Source organism: Sphingomonas alpina, from assembly GCF_014490665.1.
GTDB classification, from domain to species: Bacteria; Pseudomonadota; Alphaproteobacteria; order Sphingomonadales; family Sphingomonadaceae; genus Sphingomonas; species Sphingomonas alpina.
Window position 1 is genome coordinate 4,942,714 of the sequence record NZ_CP061038.1, and the last position, 22,540, is coordinate 4,965,253.

A 22,540-nucleotide genomic window follows, 5' to 3' on the forward strand; every position below is an offset into this window, starting at 1 on the left:
GCATGGCGCCAATGACCGCACCGCACCGCCTGCTGACCGTCGGACCCGCCGAAGCCGTCGCGGCGATCGCCGCCAGGTTGATCGCGGGTGGCGCTTACGTCGCGGCGGAGCACGGCGTCGATGCCGTCCTGATCGACGGCACTGACAGCGCGGTGGAGACGCCGTTTCTCGATCTGGCCGATAGCGCCTTCGCCGCTCAGTTGATTGACGCGACGCTCGGTCGCGTGGCCGCGCTGCAGACTGCGTTAGAGCACCTCGCCCCCGCCGCCAGCATCGTCGTTATCGGCACCGACGCGCATCTCGGCCGCTGGCACGCCACGGGGCAGGCGGCCGCCAGCGCCGCACTGGTCGGCATCGTGCGCAGTGTAGCGATGGAATATGGCCGCCACGGCGTGCGCGCCAATCTGGTCGCGCTGCCGCTCGGCACGACGGCCTCAGACGAACCGGTGATCGCGGATGCGGCGATTCAGGCGGCCGCGTTGTTCGACGCCCCGTCGATCACTGGCGAGACGGTTCTGGTCGACGGCGGCAACAACCTGAAGTTTCGTCAGGCGCGGCGCCGCTGACCGACTATCAGGCGGCTGCCAGCCCCAGTTCCTCAAGCGCGATCTCCAGCGCGCGGCGATAGTCGCTCTTGCCGCTTGCATGCCGCGGCAGGTCGTCGAGTATGATGATCTGCTTGGGGAGTTTGTATGCCGCAAGGTCCTGCAGCATCGCGGTATGCGCGGCGCGCTCGTCATAACCATCGGAAGTGCGCGCGAGGCCGATCACCTTCTTGCCCCACACCGGGTCCGGCACGCCGACGATGATGGCGTCCTCAATGCCGGGCACGCGCTTCATTGCTTCCTCGACCTCCTCGGCGAACACCTTCTCGCCGCCGGTGTTGATCACCATGTTGCCGCGCCCGATCAGCCGCAGCCGCCCGTCCGCCTCGCGCACCGCCATGTCGCCGGGGATCGCGAACGTTTCATCACCGATCCGGCGATAGGTCGCGGCGGTCTTCGCCGGATCGCCATGATAGCCGAGCGCGAACGGCGGCCGCCGCGCCAGCCAGCCCTCGCCCGGCTGGTCGGCCTCCAGCACGCGGTCCGTCTCCGCCTCGATCAGGACGGTGTGCTGGCCCGGCTCGAAATATCCGGTGGGTGTCTCGTTCGTCGCCGTTGTGATGGCATAGCCGAAGCCCGATGCCTCCGACGCTCCCAGGATGTCGACCAACGTTACCTGCGGCAGCGCCGCCACCAGGATTTGCTTGACCTCGTGGCTCCACATCAATCCGGCGGAGGAAATGACGCGCATCGCCGCGAGGTCCCATCGGCCAGGAAACTTCTGCAGCGCTTGCGCCATCGGCCGCGCGAACACGTCGCCGACGATCAGGATGCGCGTCGCACGCGTTCGCGCCGCCTCGTCCCACAATTCCTCTGCGTCGAAGCGTATGTTGGGCAGCAGGATCGCCGTGCCGCCGCCGACCAGTTCCGCCATCGAGCTGTTGAGGCCCGCACCATGCATCAGCGGGCAAGCGGGAATGACGCGGCCCGGCGCGGCGGCGCCGGCGACCATCGCGACGTGATCCGCCATATCGCGCACCACCGTCTTGATCGTCGGTGCTTCCAGCTGCGAAGTGCGCGCATCGCCTGATCGCCACATCACACCCTTGGGTTTCCCCGTCGTGCCACCGGTATAGAGCAGGTAGCCATCTTCGGGCGATCGTACGATGTTTAGCGGCCTGCCGTCGCCCTCGCGCGCCATCGCTTCATACGCGCCATCCTGGTCGATCGGCACGCCGAGTCTCAGATCGTGCAAGCCTTCGAACAATGGCGCGACCAGCGCCGCGAACTCACTTTGGTAGAACAGCGCCTGCGCTTGGCAGTCGGCCAGCACATACTCGATCTCGGCGGTAGTGTAGCGATAGTTGATGTTGACGTGACACAGCCGTGCTTTGAACGCCGCGCATGCGATCTCGATGAATTCGGGGATGTTCCGTGCCATGATCGCGATGCGGGCTCCGGTCGGCAGTCCGGCTGCGAGCATCGCGCGCGCGACGCGGTTGGTGCGCGCGTCGAACTCGGCCCAGCTTATTACGCGCGCGCCGTGGATCAGCGCTGGCCGGTCCCCCGGGACGTTGGCGGCGGTCGCATCCAGCAGGTCGCCGAAGTTCCAGTCCATTGCCGTCCGGCACGGCGCCGCGTCGCCTCCGGTCACTGCCTCAGCGTCCCTGGAAGACAGGTTTGCGCTTTTCGACGAACGCCGCCACCGCTTCCTTGGCATCCTCCGATTGCGCCAGCTTTGCCGTGTTACCCTGCTCATAGATGTAGCCGTCGCGCAGCGTCATGTTCTCGATCGTGCGCATGCTATCCTTGGCCAGGCGCGTGGCGAGCGGGCTCTTGGAGGCGATGTTGGCCGCCATCTCCATGACGAACGGCATCAGTTCATCATGCGGCAAGCACGCCTCAATCACCCCGCGGCGGTACAACTCCGCCGCCGGTGCGCGGTAGCCGGTCAGCATCATGCGCCTGGCCAGCGAATGCGGGAGGATCCGGGCCGCATGCTTGCCGCCGCCCATCAGCCCGACATCGACTTCGGGCAGGCCGAACACGGCGCGCTCCGATGCGACGATGATGTCGCACGCCGATACCAGGCCGAGGCCCGCACCCAGTGCCGGGCCGTTCACCGCGGCGATCGTCGGCTTCGAATTGTCGGCAATGCAATAGCCTACTTCGCGTACCCATCGGTTGCGCGCCCAGCGCGCGCCCGGTGCCGACAGGTCCATGCGGTTCTTCAGTTCCGCACCGGCCGAAAAGCATTTGCCTGCGCCGGTCAGCACGACGCAGCGCACGTCGTCGCGATCGTTGAACGTGTCGAAGATCGCGATCAGTTCTTGGATGAGCTCCATCGGCTGCGCGTTGACGGGCGGATTATTCAAGGTGACGACGGCAACGTAATCAGCGACTTCCAGCTTGATCAAGCTCACGGCGCTACTCTCCTGTTTGATTCCTTGTGCGTGCTTTCTAACGAAACGGGCGTCGGACCAGCGGGGAGGATCGAGCCAGAGCGGAGAATCCCATACGCGATTTGCTGCGCAGCATTGATGTTTGTGCCTAATCTCGGTTGTGATTTTCCAATCCCCGACCGGTCTCCCGATTGAGTAAAGATTGCATCGGCGACGACAAAGCGGGGCCGAACAGCACTGCGCCACGTCCCACGGACGTCTCGGCAGGCAGCGCCCGATAGCCAAGAACAGCAAGCATGCAACGTCGTGCGACAGATACATAGGGGAGGGATTTTGATGCACGTCAGTGGCCTGAAGACCATATTATTGCTTGGCAGCGCTGCGCTGATCTGTTTGCCGCAGGCCGTGGCAGCGCAGACCGTGCCCGGAACGACCACACCCGCCAGCCCGCCCGCGGCTGCGGACACACCGGAGCAGCAATCTTCGGAAATTCCTGCGAACGAACCAGGCGGCCTCGCTGATATCGTCGTCACGGCCACCAAACGCGGCCAGGCGCAGAACGTGCAGGATGTGCCGTTCGCCGTCACCGCATTCGGCAGTGACCAACTGGATGACCAGCATGTCCGCAGCATCGCCGGTCTAAGCTACGACATTCCCAACGTGCAGTTGACCGAACTGGGCACCAGCCCCGGCTATGCCAATTTCTCGATTCGTGGCCTCGGCATCAACAGCTCGATCCCGTCGATCGACCCCACCGTCGGCACGTTCATCGACGGCATCTATCTCGGCATCGGCGGCGGCGTCGTACTCGACACGTTCGATCTCGCCGGCGTGGAAGTGCTGCGCGGCCCGCAGGGCCTGTTGTTCGGCCGCAACGTGACAGGGGGTGCCGTGGTGATCCGCTCGACCGTGCCCAGCAATGAGCTGCACGTCGATTTCAAGGCGGCATTGTCGACCGGTCTCGAGAAGAACATCAGCGGTGTGATAAGTGGGCCGCTCGTCAAGGACAGGCTCCAGGCGAAGCTCGCCGTCTATTACGACAAGGACAATGGCTGGTTCACCAACCTGTACAACAATAACCATAATTTCGGTAAGGGAGAGACGATCATCATCCGTCCGGCGTTGCGCTTCACGCCGACCGAGACGGTGGAGGTCATCGCTCGCTTCGAACATGGCCATCAGTTCGGTGACGGCGCGCGACCGACCAATTTCGGCCTGTTCGGCCGCGACACCTTCAAGATTTCAGTCAACGAAGAAGGATTGTCACGCAACAACTGGAACATGGCGAGCCTGGAGACGAACTTCGACGTCGGCTTCGGCGATGGCAAAATCACCAACATCGCGGGTTACCGCAATTTTCAGGGTGATTTGATCACCGATATCGATTCCCAGCCGGTGACCAATTATCATTTCTATACACGAACCGAGCAAAACCAGTTCAGCAACGAACTCCGCTATGCCGGCACGTTCGGGGCGATCGACGTGACCACCGGACTGTATTATTTCGGGCAGGAGATCAATTATCTCGAGAAGCGCCTGCTGGCCGGCGGCACGCTGACCATCGCCGGCGGCGGCGTGCAGAACCAGCATAGCTATGGCGCCTTCGCCTCGTTCGATGTGCATGTGAACGGCCAGATCACGCTGAACATCGGCGGACGATATTCGATGGAGGACAAGAAAGTCCGCATCGCGAACATTGTCGCCGGCGGTTGCGACTTCGATGCGCGGACGTGCAACTATACCTTCTTCAGCAAGAAGGACTGGAACGGCTTCACGCCGCGTCTCGGCGTGCAGTATAAGCCGACAGGCAACACGCAGCTTTACGCCTTCTGGGCCAAGGGATTCCGCAGCGGCGGCTATAATCTGCGCAGCATCAACACCGCGGTTCCGCCGGGGCCGTTCGACCAGGAAACGCAGAATTCGTTTGAAATCGGGCTGAAGCAGGAATTCGGCCGCATCGCACGCATCAACCTCGCCGGCTTCTACAACAAGATCGACAATGTGCAGCGCGAGATCGTTACGCCTGTCGCCGGCGTCGGTGCATTGCAGGTGGTCGCAAACGCCGCCAACGTGACAATCAAGGGCGTGGATGCGGAAGTCGTCTTCATGCCGGTCCGGGGGCTGACGATCACCGGACAGCTTGGCTATACGGACGGCAATTACGACAAGATCTTCGCCGATCTGAACAACGATCAGGTGATCAACGCGAAGGACTACGCGCTCGTGCTGCCGCGGTTGTCGAAGTGGACCTATGGGGGCTCGATCGCTTATTCCCTCCCCGTCGGTACAGGGACGGTAGATGCGCGCGCCGGTGCCAATTATCGCAGTCTCGCTTATTATAACGAACTGAACAACGGCATCCTGCCTGCCGCGACAATGGTCGACGGCAACCTGTCGTACAGCAAGGGGCGATATAAATTCTCGGTATTCGGTACCAACCTGCTGAACAAAGTGACTTACGGTATTTCTGGCCCGCTGCCGTTCATCCCGGGCGGTACCTTTTCGGCGCTTAACAAGGGCCGCGTCGTGGGCGCGGAGTTTCAGTATAAATTCTGATGGTCGCGCCTGAGCGACGGATTGCCGTTCCCCCCGCTCCGGAGCCGTCACAAGCCTCTCCCAGCGCCTCGCGCGCCGATCTTCGGATCGGCGCCTTTTTCTTGACCTCCGGGATTTCGGCGGATCTCTATTATCGCCCTCTCAGAACACCCCGCTGAATCACATCCCTGTTAAACCGCTCGTGCAAACCGGAAATCTCGTTAAGCGGTTGCGCCACTGATAGCTCGACCGCCCAGGACGAGAGGATGGAGCGCGCTATGACCAAGGCGGCGGATATCGATGATCATGATGTCAGAATTCTCAACGCGCTGAACGAGGATGGCCGGATCAGCTGGCGCGATCTTTCGGATCGGATCGGCCTGTCGTTGACTCCTACGCTGCGCCGCGTCCGCCGGCTGGAGGAGAGCGGCATCATCAGGGGCTATAGCGCGCGGCTCGATCGTGACCGGCTGGTCGGGGCGATGACGGTGTTCATCACAGTGACGATGGAGCGCCAGATCGACGATGTGCTGCGCGCGTTCGAAGCGAAGATCGGCGCGCAGGCCGAAATCGTTTCCGCCTTTCTGGTCACCGGCGTGTCCGACTATCTGATCCATGCTGCGGTGCGCGACCTTGAACATTATCGCGACCTGCTGGCCGAGCTGACCCGCATACCGGGCGTCGCGCATATCCAATCGAGCTTCGCGCTGAAAGCGATCACGCCGCTGGAGACGGGCAATCTGCGCCCACTTCATGTCCCTGAGCCTTGCGTGCCTGAGGAAGGCGAATAACAGCTACGATTCGCGGGTGAATCGATGCCTATTAATCAGCTTCATCGCCGACGGTAGAGCAAAGCCACTATAAATTGCCAAATCACCAATATGATTTGGCGGGTCATTTTCGACCTTGCCATGGCTTTGTCGCATATCGAAGCGGAAGATGCTGGCACTGAAATCGCGCGGCGGGGAACTCCTGAAACAGGCACATGGCCTGGGGCGGATCGCGGAAAGGTCCGCGCCGGGCGCAACGCCAGCTGGGGTTATTGACCATGCCTACCGAACCGCGCCACCCCCGTTTCCACGCCGGCCCGAAGCTGCTGTTGCTCGCTACGGCAATCACCGGCCTGGCCGGGACCGCACACGCCCAAACCACGACCGACGACACGGCCGTCAGCCCCAGCACCCGCCCGGCCGAAACGGAGCAGGGCGGCGATATTGTCGTCACCGCGCTGAAGCGGTCGACCAGCATCCAGAATACGCCGCTCGCGATCACCGCGGTCACCGGTCAGACGCTCGGCACGATGGGCATTACCGATTCCACCTCGCTCGCCCGTGTCAGCCCGGGGCTGGTGGTGCGCGAAAGCGGCTTTTCCGGATCACGCCTGACCATCCGCAACATCCGCGCCGCGGGCGAAGCAACGGTCGGCCTTTATTATGACGAAACGCCGGTGATCGGATCGGCTGGTGTCAATGCCGATGCCGGCGGCACGACCCCGACGATCCGCCTGTTCGATGTCGAGCGGGTTGAAGTGCTGCGCGGCCCGCAGGGTACGCTTTATGGTTCATCATCGATGGCCGGCACGGTGCGGATGATCTTCAACAAGCCGGACCTGGAAACCATCTCCGCCACCGTGGCGGGCCAAATGTCCGATGTCGCGCATGGCGGCGTCGGTTTCCAGAATCAGGCGATGCTCAATGTGCCGCTGATCGATGGCAAGCTGGCAATCCGCGCGGTCGGTTTCTATCAGGATTCGCCCGGCTATATCGACAATATCACGCTGGGCCAGAAGGATATCAATGGCCAGGTCAGCAAGGGCGGGCGGCTGATGCTGCGCGCCGAGCCGATCGAGGGGCTGACGATCGACGCGCTCGCGGTGATTCAGGATCAGCGCGGGTCGCTCAACGATTATTACCTTGCGGCCGGCGCCTATAAGACGACCTATGAGGCGCTGGAGCCGCTATCAGACAAGACGCGGCTGTACAGCGGCACGATCAACTGGGATCTCGGCCCGGTGACGCTGACCGCGATCGGATCGCACGCCTATCGCAATTTCAACTATAGCTATGATTTCTCGTCCTTCTTCAGGACGTTTGGCGCGCTCTACCCGGTCGGGTCGCCCAATTATATCGCATTCAATTCTCAGGCGCCGTCCGTCGCCAACTCGCCGCAGATCACCAAGACAGACAGCGCCGAAGCGCGCATTTCATCAAGCGGCCATGGCCCGCTGCAATGGACGGCCGGCTTTTATTATTCGAACCGCGACGGCGATTTCCAGAGCAACATCGTGCGGGTCAATCCGGGCAATGGCGAGATTTTGCCGATCACGACGAGCACCCTGCTCGGCCAGCGCGTGATCACCGATCAGCTGAAACAGACCGCCGGGTTCGGCGAGGCGACCTATGACATCACCGATCGCCTGTCGGTAACCGGCGGCATCCGTTATTTCCATTACAGCCGTCGTGTCACCGGCGCGGTGACCGTGCCCGACCCGATCGTCGGCTTTGTCGCCGGCCCGGCGACCGACCAGTCGAGCAGCGAGAATGGCTGGCTCTACAAGGCCAATGCCAGTTACAAGCTCGCCGACCGGGTGATGGTCTATGCCACCGCATCGAGCGGCCAGCGGCCGGGCGGCGTCAACCAGACGGTCGGTCTGCCCGCCAGCCTGCAAACCTATGCCTCCGACCATTTGTGGAATTACGAGCTAGGGCTGAAGAGCATGTTCTTCGACCGGATGCTGACCTTCAATGCGGATGTCTTCCAGATCGACTGGCAGAATATGCAGACGTCGGGCACTCTGCCGGGGACCAATTTCGCGTTCATCGCCAATGCCGGCAAGGCGCGGGTGCGGGGCGCGGAAGTCGAGGCGACACTGGTGCCGCTGACCGGGCTCCAGCTCCAGGCATCGGGCTCCTATATCGATGCCCATCTGTTGGAGAACCAGGCCAATCAGACATTGGTCGCGCCGGGCCTGAAGGGCGATCCGGTCCCCTATGTGCCCAAGGTCACTGTGCAGGGCAGCGTGCAATATAGCTGGGCGCTGAACCCCAATATAAAGGGCCTGTTGCGATCGGACGTCTATTATAGTGGATCGTCCTGGACCGAATTCCGCCACACCAGCGCGTTCCAGCGCGAGCTGCCCGCTTATACCACGATCGGGCTGCGCGCCGGGATCAGCGGTACGGATGATGACTGGAGCGTGGCGCTGTTCGCCAACAATCTGACCAACAGCGCGGCGATCGTCGCCAAGCTGAGCGCCAATGCCTTTGGCGGGCTCGACAAGGTGCGGGCGATCAGTATCACGCCGCGCACCATCGGCATCGACCTGACGAAGCATTTCTGACCATGACGGGAAAGAGGAACGCCAGTATGACCAACAGCATCAAGCGCGGATCGGCGATGATCGCGCTGTCGGCCGGGCTGGCGATCAGCCTGCTCGCGGCGCCGGCGGCGCTGGCCAAGGATGTGATCATCCATGCCGGGCAGCTGATCGATGGCGTGTCGCGCACCACGCGCAGCAATGTTTCGATCCTGATCCATGACGATCGTATCGTATCGGTCACCCCCGGCTTTACCGAGCAGGCCGGCGCCGACGTGATCGACTTGTCGAAAAGCACCGTCCTGCCCGGGCTGATCGACGCCCATGTCCATCTGCTGCTGCAGCTGGGTTCGGGCTCGCCGATGCTCAACCAGGTGACGCGCACCGCCTATGACGAGTTGCTTGACGGGATCGGCTATGCGCGCAAGACCCTGTTCGCCGGCTTCACCTCGGTCCGCGATGTCGGCGGTTATACGCCGGCGATCGTCGCGCTCAAAAAGGCGGTTGCGGCGGGCAATGTCACCGGCCCGCGCATGTGGGTTGCGGGCAGCATATTGGGGCCGACCGGCGGCCATGCCGATTTCAGCACCGGCTTTGACGAGGCCTTGTCCAAGCCGGAATGGACCGACGGCATCATCGACGGGCCGGAAGAGGCGATCAAGGCAGTGCGCGCGCATCACCGTGCCGGGGTCGATTTGATCAAGATCGTGCCGTCGGGCGGCGTCGCCAGCGTTGGCGACGATCCGCATGCGCAGCTGATGACCGATGCCGAGATCAAGGCGGTGGTCGAGACGGCGCACACGCTGCACATGAAGGTCGCGGCGCATGCGCATGGCGCAGTCGCGGTCGACCATGCATCGCAGATCGGCGTCGATTCGATCGAGCATGGATCATTCGCCAATGATGTCAGCTACAAGATCATGAAGACCAACGGCACCTATCTGGTGCCGACGCTGATCGCCGGCGACACAGTGGTGCAATATGCCAAGATGCATCCCGAAATCCTCAAGCCTTCGGTCGCGGCCAAGGCGCTGGCGGTTGGCCCGGTGATGAGCCAGAACGCGTTCAACGCTTATAAGGCCGGCGTCAAAATGGCGTTCGGGACGGATGCCGGCGTCTATCCGCATGGCCAGAATGGCCGCGAGTTCGAGCTGCTGGTCAAGGCCGGCATCCCGGCGATCGACGCGATCCTGATGGCGACATCGGCCGCCGCCGACCTGATCGGCGATGCCGATGATATCGGCACCATCCAGCCCGGCCGCTATGCCGACATCATCGCCACCAGCGGCAATCCGCTGACCGACATCACCGAATTGCAACGCGTGGCGTTTGTCATGAAGGGCGGGCAGATCGTCAAGCAGGCCGGGCAATAAGTGGAAGAGAGTGGTTCGCGCTGAGCTGCGGAGACGCGAAGGGGACAAAGTGCCGGGACAATGGGAACCATCTCCCTGCACTCTCCGGCGCCGCGCGAGCAGACTTTCTATCCAGCCCCAGATCCGCATGGCCGGACGAAGGCAACGGGCCGAATCCTATATCAGCTGTCCGTACGAAATCGCCGTGTGGACGCGCTATAACCTCCATCGACGGGATAGCTCATGCCCGTGACATAGCTTGCCGCGTCGGAGGCCAGGAAGGCCACCGCATCGGCGATATCCGCCGGATCGCTAGGACGCCATATCGGCACGTGACTGCGGGGCTGGTGCAGATCGCGCTGGTCTGCCGGCTCCAGCTCCGCTGCTTCCAGCACCTCGAGATGGCCGGACACCACGGCGTTGACGCGGATATTATGTTCCGCCCACTCACAGGCCAGGCTTTTCGTCAGCATGCTCACGGCTGCACCGGCCGCCGAATTGGCGGGGCCTCGCGGCATCCCACTGGCTGCTCTGCCTGAGGGCAGGTTGACGATCGCGCCACCATGCCCGGTCGCGGCCATTGCCCGCGCCGCCGCGCGCGCGGCGATCATCGCGGCCGTCAGCCCGGCATCGAATATACGCCGAAAATCGGCAAGGCTCCGGTCGATCGTCGGCCTGGCCGCGTCGTCGACGCTCGCTGCATTGACGAGCACCGCGACGGGGCCGATCGTCGCGGCAATCCGCGCCACCGCCGCCTCCACCGCGTCCTCGTCGGTCAGGTCGAGCACGATGCCGATACGATCGTCGGGCAGCGCGGCAACGGCATGCCGGTCACCGTCCGCCGCCACCACCTTCGCGCCTAACCGCACGAAGTGATCGGCGACCGCCGCGCCGATACCCGACGCGCCGCCGGTGACCAACACCGTGCCTTTGGGTACGCAGCCGCTCACCGGCGCGCTCGACGCCGCCTCCCGCCCGCCATAGGCCGCGACGCCACCATCTGCGAGGAACGCCGCGCCGGTCATATGGCGTGCGCCGGCGACATGCAGGATCGCGGCGGCGATCTCCTCAGGCTCGGCCATCCGTCCGAGCGGCACTGCGGCGCCGGCCACGCTCGGGTCAAATTTGCCCGCGCGTTCCAGCGAGGCGAGGATTTCGGTACGCACATAACCGGGCAGCACTGCGTTCACGCGAACGCCGCTTGTCGCCCACTCACATGCCAGCGCATTCGTCAGTCCGAGGATCGCCGCCTTGGTCATGCTGTACGGCGTGCGCCCCGGCAGCGCCGACAGTGCCGCCCCTGATGAGAGGTTGACGATCGATCCCGACGCTTGCTGGATCATGACCTTCCCCGCCTCGCGCGCGGCAACATAGCAACCATCCACATTCACCCCGATCAACCGCCGCACCTCGCCGATCGGCTTGTCGAGCACCTTGCTCGCATTCGGGTCGACGATCCCGGCATTGTTGACCAGCACGTCGATCCGCCCGAACCGCATTGCGACGGCCGCAATGGTGGCGATCACCATCGCTTCGTCCGAGACGTCCATCGCCAGCCCGACATGGCGGTCGCCCAATGCGGCCGCGTGCGCCTCGACGGCGGATATGTCGAGGTCGGTCAGTACCACCGTGTCGCCGGCGGCGGCAAAGGCACGCGCGGTGGCCAGGCCGATCCCGGCGCCGGCGCCGGTAATGATCACGATGCGGGATGTGGGAGCGGGGGGGGATGGACATCAAACTCTCCTGTTCTACGCAGTACCGCCAGACAACTGCGCCGCCCGCCTGTGAGCAAAACCTGCTGTCCTAGGAGAGCGGTTATCGCAGATGGGATACGCGCCGCCGTCCCTCCCGAGCGCGTGACCGGCCAAACGCGCTGCTGATACATCAAAGTCAAACCAGCGGGAGACGGACAATGGTGGGCGAACTTGCGGGACGGGCGGCAATCGTGACGGGGGCATCGCGCGGGCTGGGCCGGGCGATCGCCGCGCTGTTCGTGTCCGAAGGCGCAAGCGTCGCGATCCTGGATCTCAAGCAGCCTTGGGCCGGCGCGGTCGCTGACGACATCAACGCGGCGGGCGGTCAAGCGATCGGCATTGGCTGCGACGTGTCCGACCGCAATGCGGTCCATGCCGCCGTCGCGCAAACACTGGCGGCGTTCGGCCGGCTTGACGTGCTGATCAACAACGCGATGTGGAACAAGTACGAACCAATAGCGGACATCGTGCCGGAAACCTTCGATCGCATGACGCGGATCGGTCTCGGCGGCATTGTTTGGGGCATCCAGGCCGCTGCGCCGGCGATGCAGGAGAATGGCGGCTCGATTGTCAATATCGGCTCGATGGCCGGTCGCCTCGGCAGCCCCAACGCGCTCATCTATGCCGGCGTCAAGGCGGGCGTTGACGGCTTGACCCGGTCCGCTTCGATCGAACTCGGCAGGCACGGCATCCGCGTTAACGCGATCGCGCCCTCGACCATCGCCACCGACGGCGTGCTCGCGATGCTTACGCCCGAGGCGATGGCCAGCCGTCTCGAACGCTCCCCGCTGGGCCGCCTGGGCGAAACGAGCGACATAGCTGAAACCGCCCTCTGGCTGGCCTCGGACCGATCGAGTTTCATCAACGGGCAATCGATCGCAGTGGACGGCGGTCTTGGTCACGCCTTTATGCCGTGAGCGCCGTGCAGCGCGCAAGCGGGCTGGATCGCGGCGATGGAGACGACGCCTCGGCCTAAGTGAAAACGACTCCTAGACCCCGAACGTTTTTGCCCAGGCAACAAAGAGATCGGGCCAGATCTGAGCGGGCTTGCCCATGGCACGGCGCAGGCCGAAGCCATGGCCGCCGTTGGTGAAGAGGTGCGTTTCGACCGCAATGCCATTGCTTTTCAAGGCGGCACGAAACTCCAGCGTGTTGCTCACCGTCACGGTCGCATCATCTTCGGCATGGACCAGAAAGTAGGGCGGCGTGGCCGGGCCGACATTCGCGGCGGGCGAATGGGCACGCTCCCGCTCAGCGCTTGCGTGCTCGCCGAGCAAGAGCGCCCGGGAGCCGGCATGAGCGTCGGGCGCGGACATGGATTGTACAGCGTAGATCGACGCGGCGATGTCGGGCCGTGCGCTCAGGCGGTCGGCGTCGTCGACAGGATCATAGGTGCGCACCGCGAAGCGCGTGGCGAGATCGCCGCAGACATGACCGCCTGCCGAGAACCCCATCGCCGCGACGCGTTCGGGAATGATGCCGTAATCGCGTGCGCGCGCGCGGATCAGTCGTATCGCACGCTGGGCATCCGATAGCGCGACATTCGGCCCCGCCTTCCAGCCTTCTCCGGGCAACCGATAGAATAACACGAACACGGTGAAACCGCGCGCCGCCAGCCAGCGGCCGATCTCATACCCTTCCTTGTCGATGACGACCCATTTATAACCGCCGCCCGGCATGACGAGCACCGCGGAGCCGTTTGGCACAAGAGGACGGAACACGACCATGCGCGGGCGGCTGATGCCGTACACGGCGCGGTCGGTGACTTGGTCGTCCTTGCTTCGCTCATCGACCGTCTCGACCGGCAAAGTGGCGGGTGCGCCGGGGGCGCCACCCGGCCACAGGTCAATCGTCTCGATCGGTTCGGGCAGGCCAGGCACTGGCGTGGTGCCGGGTCGCCGCGCGGGCGGCGCGGTCTGCGCGCTGGCGGTACCGGTCAGTCCAGCGGCGAGGGTCGTGAAAATCATCGCTCGTCGATCAATCAACGCCTTGCTCCCAGAGAAGGATGAGCAAAAAGGACGCTCGCCCGATAGGGCGAGCGTCCGTCCGCAATCCCGCCAAGTGCGGCGGGATTATATCTTCACGCGCGCTCCGAACAGGATGGTGCGCCCGAAATGATTATTCTCATAGTTTCGCTGCGCTGCGGCATCGGTATAGCGAAGACGATAGTCGTCGGTCAGGTTGACGCCCTCGATCGAGAGTTCGAGATTCTTGGTGAAACGATAGCGGACCGATGCATCGACATTCACCGAACGTGCATAGCCTTCAAAATCATTGCCGGTCGCGCTGATCGCGTCGACAAAGGGGGATCGATAGCTGATCGACGCACGAGCGCTGAACTTGCTGTCCTCATAATAGAGCGTTCCGTTATACGCCTGCTTCGACAAGCCGAACAATGTCGAAGTCCGGGGCGTTGCTGCCGGCGCGACCAGCCTGCAGGTCGTTGGCGTAGCGCAGACGATGGCCGATGGCCCGACCACACCATAAGTCGCGTCCGAACCGATAAAGGTCGCGTTGGCAAGGATGCCGAAGTTGGACAAGAAGCCCGGCAGGAATTTGAACGGCGCCTGGAGCGCGATCTCGACACCCTTCAGCGAGGCTCCCGTACCGTTAACCGTGGTGCGGATCGAATACAGCTGATTGGGATCGAAATTGATAAAGGCGGGGGAGCTCGGCGGCAGCACTGACTTGGGCAGTCCGGTCGAGGCGAAGGTTGCGGTGAGGGTCTGCGCAACCGGGAAGCTGCTGACCGACTTCTTGAACAACGCCACCGAGAAAATAGACTGCGGCGCGAAATACCATTCGAACCCCAGATCAAATGAGGTCGCGCGGAACGGCAACAGGAGGGGATTGCCGTTGGTGATGCTGTAATTAAACCCATCGATCGAACCACCTGGCGTCAGGTTACCCAGGGTTGGGCGGGTCATCACCTTCGAAATAGCGCCGCGAATGACAATATCCTTGGTGGGAAACAGCGCAATGTTGATCGCCGGTAACCAGTCATCATAACTCCTTTCGACGCGCTTGACCGCAGTGACCGCGCCGCCAACCAAGCCGATCGAAACCTGATCTGTTTTGACATAACGAATGCCGGCATTCGCGGCATAGTTCAGCCCAAGCAGATCGCCCTTCACGTCGAATTGCAGATAGCCGCCCTTCACCTCTTCCGAGACGCTTCGCGTATTACCCAAATCAACCGCGGCGGTGCGTGAATAGAGCTTCGTGAAATCGGCGGCGGCATCGATATTCGGCACGACATAAGTCGATGTGGTGCCGCCCGGCTGGCCGGCATTGCCCAGATTGACGGTCTCCGCCAACGCGCTGGTGAACGGGAAACCGTAGACGCTGGCCGAGCAAGTGATGGTGCCGAGCACCAGATCCTGGCCGCTCGATCCGCAGACCGCCGTATCGCGGCTGAAGCCCTGCGTATCGAAGGTGAATTTGCGATAAACACCGCCCGCCTTGATCTGGAACCCTTCGGTCACGTCCCATTCGGTGCGGATTTGCGCGGTACGGAACTTGTTGACCGTGCTCGATGGACGATCGCGAATTTCCGCCAGCTGGAAACCGGCTGGATTGGTCATGTTGTTGCCGAAGGTCAGCGTGGGGCTGGCCATGTCGGTATAGTCGTATCGATAATTCTGCGCCGTCCGGTTATCGATGACGAAGGTCGTTTCGGTCGGAATGCTGGCATTCGATTTCGACAGGCCAGCGAGCAATGTCACACGGAAGCTGTCGCCGAAATCCTGATCGAGCGTGCCGCCGATCTGGTAGAATTCGGTCTGCGATTCCCGGCGATAATGTTCGTTGCGGACATAGGCGTCGTTGAGCGTCGCCGCGATCATGTTGTTGTTGTTGTCATATACCGGATTGACCACGTCGATGCGGCGTTCGTTGCTGCGCAGCAATACTTCGGCCCATTTCTCGTCGCGGACCTCATTGAAGCGCGAATAGAGTGCATCGATCGATATCTTGGTGTGCTCGGTCGGCTCGAACTGCACGCTGCCGGTGATGCCGAGACGCTCGCGATCATGCTCGATCACGCCATAGCGCGGAATGCGCGGATGGAAGGATTGCCCGGCCTTGTCGCAGGCGGCGCTGCGCACATAAGTGCCGCCGCTGTTAGGTGCGGTGTAACACGGCGTGCCGTCAACGGAATCGAACAGCGCCTGTGCCCAGCGCACCGAATTGTTGCCGAGTTCCAGCGTCTTGGTCTTGGAATAGGCGGCGGAGACCGACGCACCGAACGTGCCTGCGTCATTCTTGAAGGCGAGCAATCCGGCAACGCGCGGGCCGACATTCTTGCTCAGGTCATTATAGGAGCCCTGGGCCGACAGCGCGCCGCTGAACCCCGTCTTGCCGCCTAGCGGATTACCGGTGTTGAGATCGACCACTGCGCCGAGCGACCCTTCGTCGAGTGATGCTTCGGCGGTCTTGTGTACGACGATGCTGCTGAACAGCTCGGATGCGAAGACGTTGAAGTCGAACGACCGGTCGCGATTGGCGCTGGCGCCGTCAGTCGAGGTCGCGACCGTCTCCATGCCGTTGACGCGGACCCGAGTGAACTGCGCACCAAGGCCGCGCACGGTGATCGCACGGCCTTCGCCGCCGTCGCGCTGGATCGATATTCCAGGAATGCGTTGCAATGATTCGGCCAGATTCTGATCGGGGAATTTGGCAATATCCTCGGCGACGATCACATCGACAGAGGAGACGGATTCGCGCTTCTGGTTCAAGGCCGCCTGAAGCGATTGGCGAAAGCCGGTGACGACGATATCGCCGCCCTGATCCTGCTCGTCCGCTATGGCATCCTGTTCGGGTTGCGCCTGAAGCGTAGCCGATGTTGCGGGTGTGATCTCGGCAGCAGCGGCTTTCGTGATGGTGACGGGCAGGATCAGGCCGATCGCTAGAGCGCCCAGCGATACACCGGCAATCCGGCGATGACATTTGTTTCGCGACTGCCCAATTATATTCTTCATCATGCACTCCCCTATCCCACACCGCCTGGCGGTGCTGCCTGACACCGGTCACCGGTCCATGCGCTCAATCAGCGCTGAAGCGGGCGGAAAAATCTCGGAGAGGGAGGCCGATTTCGGTGACCACACGTTAATCCTCTCCGCAACAGCCATTCTTTGTTGGCCTGTTCTTCACATTGTTTGCCGCCTTTGGTAACCGGTGTCAATGATTTTGCGAATTGCTATGTAGTTCCGGCATTGAGGAGTGGGAGAGATGAACGGACTGTTTTGCGGGCTTGGTATATTCGTGCTTGCGGCAGTCGCCGCGACAGGAGCGGGGGCGGCCCGGACCGCGGAGCGGGCGATGGTCGTGATCGACGAGCGCGATACGGTGCGCGATGAACCCCCACCACATGGCGCGATCGGCATGAGTACCGCCTATAGGATCAGTGATGCCGTGCCGGACCGTTCGATGGAGTTCAGGAAGCGCGTCCTGCATATCGATGCTGCGATCGGGTCGCACCGTATCGATCATGACGAAGTCTATTATGTGCTGTCTGGCTTAGGCGAAGTGTCATCCGGCAAGCAAACGATGTCGCTCAAGCCCGGTATGGCCGCCTACCTCTATCGAGGCGAGACGGTCGGCATCCGTCAGAAGGGGGCAGCGCCGCTCGTCCTGATCATTTCCTATCCACTGGCGACGCCAGTTCATGTGCCCGGCTGAATATAGGGAATACGAGCGAAAAGCTCGCGCTCCCACCGGCGCGGATCGTCGGCGAGCGTGGCCCGGGTATCGAAGACCATCGTCGCCCGACGTGACAGATCATAGGTCGGCCAGTGCGGGATCATGCGATGATTGGGATCGCCGGCACGCGCAAAGGCGATGAAGCTGTCTTGCATGGCTTTGCTCGCCGCGCGGGCATCGGCCGCTGTGCCAGTCTGCGATCCCGGAGCCGGCAGCGTGCCGAACACCAATGGGATATCCATAGTGTGGAATGCTCCCCGGCGCGGATCGGAACGTGAAGTGAAATCGACTTGATAGACCCAGGTTGGCGCGCGCGCCTCGGCGCGGCGTTCGGCTTCGATCAGCTGGCTGCGCCAGCTTCGTCCCGCCGTGGTCGCGCCATAGAAGATGTCGAGCGGCGACCAGGCCGGGAAATGTGCGCGATATTCGGCGACCACCCATTCGGGCAGCACGTCTATGCGCAGCTCGGGCGCGATCCGCTCGGCCAGATTGCCCCAGGTGAGATCGCGTAGTTTCGGCGAATCGAGCCCGATAAAGGCACGTGTCTCATCATGCGTGTTACCGAGCAGCATCGGGATCGCGTTGGATTGCGGATTGGCATCGGGCCAGAACGGATGGCGCGTCAGCCATTTCATGTCGAGCACCGGACCGAAATAGATGCCGCCACCGAGAATCGGATCAGTCGCGTCGAGCGCTTGGACAAGGCTTTCCCTGGGCATGGTCAGCAGCGGCGACAGATCCTGTTCCCGAACACCGAGCCTGGCGAGAAAGGCACGGGTGCGTGCGGTGGCGTTAAGCGGCCCGGATGCGGTGACTTGCTGCCCGCTCATCGTCGCGGCGCGGTGAAACAGGCCTTGCGCCGCCGGCATTCCCATCATCGTCGCGATCTTCGCGCCACCGCCCGACTGGCCAAACACCATCACCCGCGCCGGATCGCCGCCAAAGGCGGCGATGTTGTCGCGCACCCAGCGCAGTGCGAGAACCAGGTCGAGCTGACCGGCATTACCGCTATCGGCAAAGCGCGGATCAAATCGCGCGAGATACAGATAGCCGAAAGCGTTGAGCCGGTGATTTACCGTCACCACCACCGCATCGCCCCGTGCGGCAAGGGCCTGACCGTCATTGAGCGGATCGGTAACGCTGCCGCCGGAATAAGCGCCGCCATGGATATAGAGCATCACCGGCTTGCGCGCGGCGGGGCGTGCATCGCTGGTCCAGATGTTGAGGAGCAGGCAGTCCTCGGATTGAGCGCCATAAATCGTGCCGCTTTGCGGCGCGACTGGCCCGAACACATCGCAGATGACCAGTTCGTCCGGCCGGGACACCGGACGCGGCGCCATGAAGCGATCGGCGCGGCCATAACGGATACCGCGAAAGGCGGAGACTCCGTCACTGCTGCGTCGTCCCTGAAACCGGCCTGCCGGCGCGGACACGATCGGCGGCGATGAAGCGGCAAAGGCGAGACGAGGCATCAGCAGCATTGCGCCGCCCATCCCGGTCAGCGCGCGACGGCTGATATCAGCGCCGGACATGCCCGTCACAGCCCAGCGAAGCATCGATCGGCTCGCCATCAAAGGCGATGCGGGTGGTATCGCAGCCGTGCCCGCGCGACATGGGAATCACGACACGGCCGGTGGTGAGAGGCGGAGCATGATTTCGCCAAAGGCAAGCAGCTTGGTCATCGTGCGAGCCAGCCGCCATCGATGGCGAGGATATGGCCGTTGACATAACCGGCGGCGCGCGAGGCAAGGAACACCGCCGCGCCGCCCAGATCCTCGGGGTCGCCCCAGCGCCCCGCCGGGATGCGCTCGAGGATCGATCTGTTGCGCGCTTCGTCGGCGCGGAGCGCGGTGGTGTTGTTGGTGGCGATATACCCCGGCGCGATCGCGTTCACCGTCACTCCCTTTGCCGCCCATTCATTGGCGAGCAACTTGGTCAGCCCGCCGATCCCCGATTTTGAGGCGGTATAGCTCGGCACGCGGATCCCGCCCTGGAACGTCAGCATCGACGCGATGTTGATGATCCGCCCGTTACCCCCCTCTTTTTCATGGCGCGCAATCATATGCCGTCCCGCCGCCTGGCACAGGAAGAACACCGATTTCAGATTGGTGTCGATCACCGCATCCCAGTCTTCTTCAGTGAAGTCGACCGAGTCGGCGCGGCGGATGATGCCGGCATTGTTGACCAATATGTCGAGCCGGCCAAGCTTTGCGATCGTCTCGTCGACGACGCGCTGCACCGGTTCGATCGTCGAGAGGTCGGCCGAGACGATCTCTGCTTTACGGCCAAGTGCGCGGGCCTTGGCCACGGTCTCCTCGGCCGGCGTGCGCCCGACCGCGGCGATATCCGCGCCGGCCGCGGCGAGCGCCAGCGCGATCGACTGGCCGATGCCGGTATTGGCGCCGGTGACGATCGCGACCTGGCCGCCAAGGTCGAAGGGATTGGTCATCGCGCTCAACTCAAGCCAGCTGACAGATGTCGAGGACGGTCATGTCGGTATAGTCCTGGTTCTCACCCGCCATCGCCCAGATAAAGGCATAGGCCTTGGTGCCCGATCCCATATGCACCGACCAGGGCGGGCTGATCACCGCTTGTTCATTGGCGATGACGATGTGACGCAGCGCTTCGCCTTCACCCATATAATGGAACACGCGGTCGGCCGGGCCATCCAGCTCGAAGTAGAAATAGATTTCCGAACGGCGTTCATGGATGTGCGGCGGCATGGTGTTCCACACGCTGCCCGGCTTGAGCACGGTCAGCCCCATGACCAGCTGGGCTGAATCGCATATGCCGGGAATGACCAGCTGGAAGATGGTCCGCTCATTCGATTCCTCAAGGCTGCCGCGCTCCAGCGCATTGGCATCGCCAATGCCGAGCTTGCGGGTGGTGAAGGCTTTGTGCGCCGGGCAGGAGGCGAGATAGAAACGCGTGCCCGCGCCGGAGAAGGTCACGTCCTTTGCCCCCATCGTGACGTACAGGCAGTCCTTGTTGCCCAGCGTGAACGTCTCGCCGTCGACGGTGACCACACCCTCGACCGCACCGACATTGACCACCGCCAGTTCGCGCCGTTCGAGAAATGGATGACCCACAGCCGAGGCCGGCTCGCTCTGGTCGGGCAGTTTCACCGCGCCGCTGCCCACCGCAACACCACCGATCACGAAACGGTCGGCATGCGTGTAGTTCAGCACGCACTCACCCTCGCGAAACAGGTCCTCGATCAAATACCGATCGCGCAACTCGTCGTTCGACACGCACTCCATCATATCGGGATGCGTCGCGTAATAGGTCCGGTCGAACATGCAAAATCTCCTGGGGTCAGGCGGCCTGAGCGGCGAGCCGGGGTTGATCGATCTTATAAGCGCGACGCACCAGGCCATTGGTCAGCTCATACGCCAGCTCGGCCGCTTCCCAGTCCGCGATGCGATGTTCGGTGACGAGCCGGGCAAGAAAGCCGCAATCGATGCGCCGCGCGACATCGTGGCGCGCCGGGATCGAAAGAAAGGCGCGCGTGTCGTCGTTAAAGCCGACCGTGTTGTAGAGCCCTGCGGTCTCGGTGGTCATTTCGCGAAAACGGCGCATGCCCTCAGGTGAATCATGGAACCACCAGGATGGCCCGAGCTTCAGGCACGGATAATGCCCAGCAAGCGGCGCGAGCTCTCGTGCGTAAGTCGATTCGTCGAGCGTGAAGAGGATGATCGACAGATCGGTCGCGCCACCGAAACGGTCGAGCAGCGGTTTCAACGCATGAACATAATCGGTGCGCGTCGGGATATCGGCACCCTTGTCGCGTCCATGGCTGGCGAACAATGCCGCATTATGGTTGCGCGCTGAGCCCGGGTGGATCTGCATCACCATGCCGTCCTCGACCGACATCGCTGCCATTTCGGTCAGCATCTGGGCGCGAAACAACTCAGCCTCGGCCGGCGTCCAGTGGCTACCCATGATGCGCTGGAACAACGCTTCGGCTTCGACCGCCGAGAGGTTGGCGGTCGCCGCGGTCGGGTGCCCATGATCGGTCGCCGTAGCGCCGGCCGCGCGAAAATCGGCGCGACGTTTGCGATGCGCGGCGAGATAGCCTTGCCAACTATAGACATCCTCCCCGGTCAGTTCGGCAAAACGCGCCAGGGCGGGCCGGAATACCTCGTGTTCGACATCGATCACGCCATCGGGGCGATAGGTCGTTACCACCTTGCCCTTCCAGCCCGACGCGGCGATACGGTGATGTGCCGACAAATCATCCTGTGCGCCCTCTGTGGTCGCGAGGAAATCGATGCCGAACCGGTCGAACAACGCACGGGGGCGGAATGCCGGGCTCCCCAGCGCCTCGGCGATGCGGTCGAAATACAGGTCGGCGGTCGCCTCTTCCAGCGCCACGTCGAAGCCGAAGACATCGGCGAAGACATGGTCGAGCCACAGCCGCGACGGCGTGCCGCGAAACAGGGTATAGTTCTGCGCGAACAATCGCCACGCAGCGCGCGAAGCGGTCGCGGGAGAACCGTCGAGGCGCGGAATGGCCAGCAGATCGAGATCGATGCCCTGACTGTAAAGCATGCGATAAAGATAATGATCGGGGGCGAGCAGCAGCGATGTCGCGTCGGTCCAGGGGCGATCGTCCGCGAACCAGCCGGCATCGGTATGTCCATGGGGGCTGATGATCGGCAGGTTGGCCACCGTGGCGTAGAGCACACGTGCAACATCGCGCGCCGCCGCATCGACCGGAAAAAGGCGGTCGGGATGAAGTTCCAGTTGCCGTGCCATCGTCATCCTCTCTGCCGCCTTCGAACAGCTAAAGCCTTGGTAACCGGTGTCAGCAATTGGCGCAACTAGCCGCACAACCACCATATATGGCCTGTTACCGGGTGATGTGACCCCTCTTTTCCATCAATGCCCTTAAGGGTGACAGGTGCGCGAGGCGGCCCGCCGCCCCTCGCTCGCC

The 22,540-nt window shown here is 62.9% G+C and carries 16 protein-coding genes; 7 read left to right on the plus strand and 9 right to left on the minus strand.

The genetic code is table 11. The annotated features are described in order from the left end of the window. Positions 1-2 precede the first annotated feature (2 nt). Positions 3-566 carry an SDR family oxidoreductase gene (locus H3Z74_RS23300; protein WP_187761834.1) on the plus strand — a complete coding sequence of 188 codons (564 nt, stop codon included), beginning with the start codon at positions 3-5 and terminating at the stop codon, positions 564-566. A 7-nt stretch (positions 567-573) separates the two neighbouring features. Here the strand turns inward: H3Z74_RS23300 and H3Z74_RS23305 are convergent, their stop codons facing one another. Next, positions 574-2,199, minus strand: coding sequence for an AMP-binding protein (locus tag H3Z74_RS23305; RefSeq protein WP_229726764.1), 1,626 nt, complete (start codon positions 2,197-2,199; stop codon positions 574-576). 4 nt (positions 2,200-2,203) lie between these two features. Next, positions 2,204-2,968, minus strand: coding sequence for an enoyl-CoA hydratase/isomerase family protein (locus H3Z74_RS23310; protein ID WP_187761835.1), 765 nt, complete (start codon positions 2,966-2,968; stop codon positions 2,204-2,206). Positions 2,969-3,283: 315 nt separating this feature from the next. Between H3Z74_RS23310 and H3Z74_RS23315 the strand changes: the two genes are divergently transcribed. The 4 genes from H3Z74_RS23315 to H3Z74_RS23330 all read left to right on the plus strand — a co-directional run bounded on the left by H3Z74_RS23315 (position 3,284) and on the right by H3Z74_RS23330 (position 10,171). Beyond that, a complete protein-coding gene (locus H3Z74_RS23315) occupies positions 3,284-5,503 on the plus strand; it encodes a TonB-dependent receptor (RefSeq protein ID WP_187761836.1) in 2,220 nt (739 codons plus the stop codon). Positions 5,504-5,760: 257 nt separating this feature from the next. After that, complete coding sequence (locus H3Z74_RS23320; RefSeq protein WP_187761837.1) at positions 5,761-6,273, plus strand: Lrp/AsnC family transcriptional regulator; 513 nt, start codon at positions 5,761-5,763, stop codon at positions 6,271-6,273. Positions 6,274-6,530: 257 nt separating this feature from the next. Further along, the gene (locus H3Z74_RS23325) at positions 6,531-8,822 is read left to right on the plus strand and encodes a TonB-dependent receptor (protein ID WP_187761838.1); all 2,292 of its coding nucleotides are present in this window, start codon (positions 6,531-6,533) and stop codon (positions 8,820-8,822) included. A gap of 26 nt (positions 8,823-8,848) precedes the next feature. Continuing rightward, a complete protein-coding gene (locus H3Z74_RS23330) occupies positions 8,849-10,171 on the plus strand; it encodes a metal-dependent hydrolase family protein (protein WP_187761839.1) in 1,323 nt (440 codons plus the stop codon). A 161-nt stretch (positions 10,172-10,332) separates the two neighbouring features. On the opposite strand, the gene H3Z74_RS23335 is transcribed toward H3Z74_RS23330, so the two are convergent. Next, positions 10,333-11,850 carry an SDR family oxidoreductase gene (locus H3Z74_RS23335; RefSeq protein ID WP_187761840.1) on the minus strand — a complete coding sequence of 506 codons (1,518 nt, stop codon included), beginning with the start codon at positions 11,848-11,850 and terminating at the stop codon, positions 10,333-10,335. A gap of 212 nt (positions 11,851-12,062) precedes the next feature. On the opposite strand from H3Z74_RS23335, the gene H3Z74_RS23340 reads away from it, so the two are divergent. Continuing rightward, positions 12,063-12,821 carry an SDR family NAD(P)-dependent oxidoreductase gene (locus H3Z74_RS23340; protein ID WP_187761841.1) on the plus strand — a complete coding sequence of 253 codons (759 nt, stop codon included), beginning with the start codon at positions 12,063-12,065 and terminating at the stop codon, positions 12,819-12,821. Positions 12,822-12,893: 72 nt separating this feature from the next. On the opposite strand, the gene H3Z74_RS23345 is transcribed toward H3Z74_RS23340, so the two are convergent. Together H3Z74_RS23345 and H3Z74_RS23350 are read right to left on the minus strand one after the other, a co-directional pair. Next, entirely contained in the window at positions 12,894-13,871 is a 978-nt protein-coding gene (locus tag H3Z74_RS23345; RefSeq protein WP_187761842.1) for an alpha/beta hydrolase, read from the minus strand. A 105-nt stretch (positions 13,872-13,976) separates the two neighbouring features. Further along, on the minus strand, positions 13,977-16,883 hold the full coding sequence (locus H3Z74_RS23350; protein WP_187761843.1) for a TonB-dependent receptor: 2,907 nt from the start codon (positions 16,881-16,883) through the stop codon (positions 13,977-13,979). Between the two features lie 340 nt (positions 16,884-17,223). Between H3Z74_RS23350 and H3Z74_RS23355 the strand changes: the two genes are divergently transcribed. After that, positions 17,224-17,583 carry a cupin domain-containing protein gene (locus H3Z74_RS23355; RefSeq protein ID WP_187764505.1) on the plus strand — a complete coding sequence of 120 codons (360 nt, stop codon included), beginning with the start codon at positions 17,224-17,226 and terminating at the stop codon, positions 17,581-17,583. On the opposite strand, the gene H3Z74_RS23360 is transcribed toward H3Z74_RS23355, so the two are convergent. From H3Z74_RS23360 to uxaC, 4 genes are all read right to left on the minus strand, one after another. Beyond that, the gene (locus H3Z74_RS23360) at positions 17,568-19,136 is read right to left on the minus strand and encodes a carboxylesterase/lipase family protein (protein ID WP_187764506.1); all 1,569 of its coding nucleotides are present in this window, start codon (positions 19,134-19,136) and stop codon (positions 17,568-17,570) included. The two genes, H3Z74_RS23355 and H3Z74_RS23360, sit on opposite strands and share 16 nt — an antisense overlap. A 146-nt stretch (positions 19,137-19,282) precedes the next feature. Further along, a complete protein-coding gene (gene kduD / locus H3Z74_RS23365) occupies positions 19,283-20,053 on the minus strand; it encodes a 2-dehydro-3-deoxy-D-gluconate 5-dehydrogenase KduD (protein ID WP_187761844.1) in 771 nt (256 codons plus the stop codon). Positions 20,054-20,063: 10 nt separating this feature from the next. Next, entirely contained in the window at positions 20,064-20,903 is an 840-nt protein-coding gene (gene kduI / locus H3Z74_RS23370) for a 5-dehydro-4-deoxy-D-glucuronate isomerase (RefSeq protein ID WP_187761845.1), read from the minus strand. Between the two features lie 16 nt (positions 20,904-20,919). Then, positions 20,920-22,362, minus strand: coding sequence for a glucuronate isomerase (gene uxaC / locus H3Z74_RS23375; RefSeq protein WP_187761846.1), 1,443 nt, complete (start codon positions 22,360-22,362; stop codon positions 20,920-20,922). Positions 22,363-22,540 lie beyond the last annotated feature (178 nt).